Consider the following 5,669-nt stretch of genomic DNA (forward strand, 5'->3'; position numbering starts at 1 on the left):
CATGGCCGCGGTCCGGCCGCGGCGGGCCCGGCGTGCGCGCCGCAGCACCTGCGCGGTCGGCGGCGCCGTGATCGGGTCGCGATCCGCCAGGTCGCACAGCGCGATGGTGAAGTCGTCCTCGTCGATGGTCATCGGGAAACCTCAGGAACGGAGTCGTCGAATGAGGGCAGCAGCTTGCGGAGCCTGGTCATGGCGCGGTGGTTCTGCGTCTTCACGGAGCCCAGGCTGCAGCCCAGCTCCTCCGCGACCTGCCGTTCGCTGAGGTCGGCGTAGTACCTCAGCACCACCACGGCGCGTTGCTGCCGCGACAAGCTCATCAACGCGAGGCGCAGCTGCTCGTGCGGCTCGGTGATCTCGGTGCGGTGAGGAGTCCTGTAACAGATCCTCGCCGCGGTGCCGGTCGCCGCTGAGCAGCGTGGCCGGCGGGAGATGGCGGGCCCACGCCTCCTCCACGAACGCGGCGAACGACGTGATCGCATCCCGGGTCATGTCCTACACACGCCGGTGGCGCCCTCAAGGGTTGACGGGTCAGCGCAAACCGGCGAACAGGTCGTCCTCGGGCAGCGGCGCGCCGGTGCGGTCCCGCACCCGTACGTAGGTCTCGACGCCCATGAGCTCGGTGAAGCGTTCCTTGCCCAGGCCCAGGAACATCAGGTTCTCGCCCTGGCTCGCGTGCGCGGCCAGCGCGTCGAACTTCTGCCCGCCGAAGGCCCGGATGTCCACCCAGGTGCTGACCTCCTCGTCGGGCAGGCCGATCCGCACGCCGTCGCCGTCCTCGGTGACCTCGTCCTCGTCCCAGCCGGCCCCGAGCTCGCGCAGGGCCTCGCCGAAGGCGGCCATCCCCGAGTGCGGCGCGGTCGTCCAGTAGACCTTGGCGGGGATGCCGGTCAGCTCGACCGCCGCCATGGTGATCCGGTGCGCCTGGATGTGGTCCGGGTGCCCGTAGAAGCCGTTCTCGTCGTAGGTGAGGATGACGTCGGGCCGGTACCGCCGGATCAGCTCGGCCAGCCGGTCGGCGGCCTCGGGCACGGGCGTCCGCCAGAAGGAGCCGGGCGCGTCGTTGGTCGGCCAGCCCATCATCCCGGAGTCGGGGTAGTCCAGCAGCTCCAGGTGCGTGACCTTCAGCGTGGCGCAGCTCGCCTCGAGCTCGGTCCGGCGCAGCGCGGCCACCGCCAGCGGGTCGTGCCCCGGTTCGCCGGGCTTGACCCCGCCCGGTCCGTCACCGCAGCGGCCGTCGGTGCAGGTGACGAGGACCGTGGTGATCCCCTCCGCCGCGTACCGGGCCAGGACGCCGCCGCTGCCCGTCGCCTCGTCGTCGGGGTGGGCGTGGACCGCCATCAAGGTCAGGGAGCCATCAGTCATGCCGGCAACCCTACGATCGCGCGCGATTACCGGCGACCCGGCGGTCAGTCCATCATGGGCGACGGGCCGACACCCGCCGCCGCGGCGTGCAGCAGCGCCGGCTCCGGGGCGTACGGCTGCCCGGCGCGGTGATGGCGCCGGCACAGCACCACGTAGCCGACCCCGGTCTCGGTGTCGCCGACCATGACGGTGTCGCCGTCGCGGACCATCACCCCGTTGAGCACCCGGGCGTTCATCCGGGCCGGCTGGCCGCACCAGCACATCGGGTAGACCTGCAGCGCCTCCACGACGTCGGCGAGCACGACCAGCCGGGCCGAGCCGGGGAACTGGAGGCCCCGGAAGTCCGACAGCAGCCCGAACGCGAAGACGTCGATGTCGTGGTCGTCCACCAGCGCGGCCAGCTGGTCGACCTGGTCCGGGGACAGGAACTGGGCCTCGTCGACGATGACGTGGTCGACGCGCGGGCCGGGCCGGAGCAGGACGAGGTCGGTGAGGTCGGCGGTCATCCCGATCTCGAGGGCGTCGGCGGTGAGGCCGATGCGGGACGAGACGATGCCGTTGCCGGCCCGGTCGAGGCGGGTCATCAGCAGACCGCGGCGGCCGCAGGCGGCGTAGGTGTATCGGTATTGCAGCACCATCGTGCTCTTGCCGCTGTTCATCGCCGCATGCCGGTAGTGCAACTGTGCCACGGCGGTTTGCCACCTCTTCTGCCGGTCCGGGTAGGTCGCGCGCCCAACCGGGTCCTGCGCACACGGCACGAGACCGCGGCGCGGCAGGCGCAAGGATGTTAGCGGATGCCGCGCCTGCCAAGATCACGGCCAACGTCAGGGTGCGCCGAGCAGCTCCGACAGCGTGACCGGTTGCAGGCCGCGCTTGCGCAGGCCGGCCAGGATCGGCGGCAGCGCGTCGTCGCTGTACCGGGCGTTCGCCTCGGTGAGATGCATGATCACGATCGAGCCGGGGCGCACCTGCGACAGCACCGCGCGCACCACCGGCGCCGCGCTGCGGGCGAACGGGTCGCCGCTGACCACGTCGCCGTCGATCACGGTCACGCCGAGCGGCGCGAGCGCCCGCAGCGCCGCCCGGTCGTGGCACAGGCCCGGGAACCGGAAGTACCGGGTCTGCCGGCCGCCGAACGGCTCCAGTGTCCGAAATGTCTTGGCGACGTCGTTCGTCATCGCCTTGGCCGGCAGCTGCGGCAGGGTGTAGCAGCCGGCCGTGAACGCGGCGTGCTCGTAGCTGTGGTTGGCAATCTCGAACCGCGGGTTCCCGGCGATCCGGCGGAGCACCTGCGGATACTGCTCGGCCCACTGGCCGGTGACGAAGAACGTCGCGGGTATCTCACCCTTTTCGAGCAGTCCCAGCAGCTTCAGATTCGCGTACGAGGAGACCTCGCCACGCTTCAGCCGGGCGATCATGGCATCGGTCATGTCGGCGTCGAAGGTCAGCGCCACCCGTTTCGGCCCGCGGGGTCCGTGCTGGAGCACCACCGGCAACGACCCCGGCGGGCGCTCCCCGGGCCGGGAGACCCGGGCGGGCGCCGACTCGACAGTTCCCGCGGGGGAGGGCGCCGCGGGGGAAGGTGCCGCGGGGGAGGACGCCGCGGTGGACGGGGTTGCGGCGGCGCTGGCCGGCGACGGAACGGGCGGGGTGGCCTCGGCGCCGCACGCGGCCAGCACCAGCACCGCGCAGAGCGCGGCGACCCGTCCATTGATCGGCATGCCGCAAATATGGCACAAGGCGGCCACGGCGGGCGGTCGGGGGAGGTGGCTCAGGCGAGGTCCGGGCGCAGGTCGAGCACGGCCTCCGCGACCGCCCGGGCCGGCCGCTCGTACGCCGCCTCGAGCTCCCGGAACACCGTCTGGGCCCGGACCGCCGGCCACCGGGCCGGCAGGTGCTCGACCGGCAGCCGGGGGTCGCGCCGGATGGCGTTGAGCCACTCGGCCATCAGGGTGAGCCGGGCGGCGAGCGGGTCGGCCGGCGGCGGTGCGCCGTCCCAGCGGGTCAGGAACTCGGTGTAGGTCGCGGCGAGCGCGGGCAGGTCGTACGCGTCGCCGACCATGGCGGGAATGTCGGTGCGCGAGCCGGCGCGGGCGTGGAAGATCCGGGCGTGGGCGTCGAGCCCGAGGTTGCTGACGATGTGGTCGGCGTCGACCGTTCCGGGCGCGATCCACAGGCCGCCCTGCACCGGCCCGAAGCCCGCCCAGGCGAGTTGCGAGCGCAGGTCGTGCCGCTGCCGCTGCCACGATTCGGGCAGCGAGAAGCTGAGCAGCGTCCAGGTGCCGTCCCAGCGGTCGTTGACCGCGCCGGTGCCCCAGATCCGGTCGCGGCCGTCGTGCAGCAGGGCCGTCGACCGCTCGGTGAGGCCGAAGTACATGCGGCGGCCCACCCGCCGGCGGCGCAGCAGGCCGCGGCCGGCCATCCGGGTCAGGGTCGACCGGGCGGCGTGCGACGAGATGCCGAGCCGGTCGCACACCTCGATGACGCTGCCGGAGAAGACGCACACGTCCCGGTCGAGCAGGTGGTCGCCGAGCAGCATCAGCAGCAGCGTCTGCGGCCTGGTGTTGGGCTCGGCGGGTTCCGTTGACGGCATGAGCGCAATGTTAGGCAAAATATTGACGGCCGTAAAAGATTCGCCTAACTTGGGTCGCGGTCACGAAACATCCCGTAACGGCAGAACCCCTCGCTGAGGAGGTAACCGTGCGCAGACCCATGCCTGTCCTCATCACCCTCGTGCTCGTCGTCGCCGCGGCCGGCTGCGGCGGCGACGATCGGTCCGGCGGCCCGGACGATCCGATCCGCATCGGCCAGATCGTCTCGCTGACCGGCAACTACTCGCCGCTCGGCACCGAGAACCAGAAGTCCGTCGCGCTGGCCGTCGACCGGATCAACGGCGCCGGCGGCATCGGCGGCCGGCGGATCGAGCTGGCCGTTCGCGACGACAAGAGCCTGCCCGACCAGGCCGTCCTGGCCTTCAACGACCTCAAGGCGGACGCCGACGCGATCATCGGCTCGCCGTTCTCCAACTCGGCGCTCGCCACCATCCCGCTGGTGGACCGCGAGGAGATCCCCTACCTGTCGCTCACCCCGGCCGACGAGCAGGTGCAACCCGTCCACCCGTACGTCTTCGTGGTTCCCGCCCTGTCGGGCACCTACGCCGAGGCCGCGCTGCAGTACTTCAAGGCCACCGGGGTCACCCGGCTCGCCGTCGCCTACGACACCAAGAGCAGCTACGCCGCGGCCGGCTTCAAGGGCCTGCAGGCCAAGTCCGGGCAGTACGGCGTGACGCTCGGCCCGGTCGAGCAGTTCCAGACCACCGCGACCGAGTTCGGTGCCGTCTTCACCCACGTGCGCGCGTCGGACGCGCAGGCCTTGATGGTCTGGGCCACGGGCGCGCCCGCCGTCGCACTCACCAAGCAGTACGCGGCAAGCGGCCTGAAGATCCCGCTGGTGCTCACCGGCGCGCAGGCCAGCAAGCTGTTCCTCGACCCGGCCGGTCAGGCCGCCGAGGGCGCCACGATCGCCAGCTCCATCGGCGTGGTCGGCGACGCCCTGCCGGCCGGCGCGCAGAAGACCGCCATCGAGGAGCTGTCCACCGCCTTCACCGCCAAGTACGGCTATCCGCCGCCGCAGTTCGCCCAGGACGGCTGGAGCGGGGTCAAGGTGCTGGCCACCGCGATCGGGAAGGCCGGCGGCACCGACCGGGAGAAGGTCCGCGCCGCCCTCGAGGGCCTGACGCTCACCACCCCGAACGGCACCTACCGGTATTCCGCCACCGACCACAGCGGACTGACCACCGACTACATCTCGATCAACACGGTGCGCGCCGGTGCGTTCGTGCCGACCGAATACTCCAAGGCGAAGCTCGCCGATCTGGGCGGCCGCTGATGCGGCCCGGCGCCGCGCTGGCCGTGACCGGCGCGACCCGGGCCTTCGGCGGCGTCCACGCCGTGCGCGACGTCGACCTGACGGCCGGGCCGGGCGAGCTGCACGCGGTGATCGGGCCGAACGGCGCCGGCAAGTCGACCCTGTTCGCGCTGATCGGCGGCCAGCTCGCGCCGGACGCCGGCGAGGTGCGGCTGGACGGCGCCCGCATCGACCGGCTGTCCTCGCCCCGCCGGGCCCGCCTCGGCGTCGGCGTGGTCTTCCAGGCCGCGCGGATCTTCGCCGGCATGACCGTGCTGGAGAACGTGATGGTCGGCGCGCACGGCACCACCCGGGCCGGGTTCCTCGCGGCGGCGCTGCGGCTGCCGTCACACCGCCGCGAGGAACGGCTGATCCGCGACCGGGCCCGGGACTGCCTGGCC

The 5,669-nt window shown here is 72.4% G+C and carries 7 protein-coding genes; 2 read left to right on the forward strand and 5 right to left on the reverse strand.

Annotated features, from left to right (window positions below):
• Positions 1-128: 128 nt before the first annotated feature.
• From AB0F10_RS43725 to AB0F10_RS43745, 5 genes are all read right to left on the reverse strand, one after another.
• The gene (locus AB0F10_RS43725; RefSeq protein ID WP_360640054.1) at positions 129-479 is read right to left on the reverse strand and encodes a sigma-70 family RNA polymerase sigma factor; all 351 of its coding nucleotides are present in this window, start codon (positions 477-479) and stop codon (positions 129-131) included.
• Between the two features lie 49 nt (positions 480-528).
• Complete coding sequence (locus AB0F10_RS43730) at positions 529-1,362, reverse strand: PIG-L family deacetylase (protein ID WP_360640057.1); 834 nt, start codon at positions 1,360-1,362, stop codon at positions 529-531.
• Between the two features lie 44 nt (positions 1,363-1,406).
• Positions 1,407-2,051, reverse strand: a complete 645-nt coding sequence (locus tag AB0F10_RS43735; protein ID WP_360640060.1) for a thymidine kinase — start codon at positions 2,049-2,051, stop codon at positions 1,407-1,409.
• A 135-nt stretch (positions 2,052-2,186) separates the two neighbouring features.
• A complete protein-coding gene (locus tag AB0F10_RS43740) occupies positions 2,187-3,083 on the reverse strand; it encodes a polysaccharide deacetylase family protein (RefSeq protein WP_360640063.1) in 897 nt (298 codons plus the stop codon).
• 50 nt (positions 3,084-3,133) lie between these two features.
• Complete coding sequence (locus AB0F10_RS43745) at positions 3,134-3,955, reverse strand: PaaX family transcriptional regulator C-terminal domain-containing protein (RefSeq protein WP_360640066.1); 822 nt, start codon at positions 3,953-3,955, stop codon at positions 3,134-3,136.
• A 107-nt stretch (positions 3,956-4,062) separates the two neighbouring features.
• On the opposite strand from AB0F10_RS43745, the gene AB0F10_RS43750 reads away from it, so the two are divergent.
• Together AB0F10_RS43750 and AB0F10_RS43755 are read left to right on the forward strand one after the other, a co-directional pair.
• Positions 4,063-5,250, forward strand: a complete 1,188-nt coding sequence (locus AB0F10_RS43750) for an ABC transporter substrate-binding protein (protein WP_360640069.1) — start codon at positions 4,063-4,065, stop codon at positions 5,248-5,250.
• Positions 5,250-5,669, forward strand: a 420-nt coding sequence (locus tag AB0F10_RS43755; RefSeq protein WP_360640072.1) for an ATP-binding cassette domain-containing protein, incomplete at its 3' end; no start/stop codon positions are given. The genes AB0F10_RS43750 and AB0F10_RS43755, both read left to right, overlap by 1 nt.

This window comes from Actinoplanes sp. NPDC026623 (genome assembly GCF_040638275.1).
Taxonomy (GTDB): Bacteria; Actinomycetota; Actinomycetes; order Mycobacteriales; family Micromonosporaceae; genus Actinoplanes.

Coding starts and splice junctions, on each gene's coding strand:
- AB0F10_RS43730 (WP_360640057.1), bottom strand. CDS start 1,362: ATGACTGATGGCTCCCTGACCTTGATGGCGGTCCACGCCCACCCCGAC.
- AB0F10_RS43725 (WP_360640054.1), bottom strand. CDS start 479: ATGCGATCACGTCGTTCGCCGCGTTCGTGGAGGAGGCGTGGGCCCGCC.
- AB0F10_RS43745 (WP_360640066.1), bottom strand. CDS start 3,955: ATGCCGTCAACGGAACCCGCCGAGCCCAACACCAGGCCGCAGACGCTG.
- AB0F10_RS43740 (WP_360640063.1), bottom strand. CDS start 3,083: ATGCCGATCAATGGACGGGTCGCCGCGCTCTGCGCGGTGCTGGTGCTG.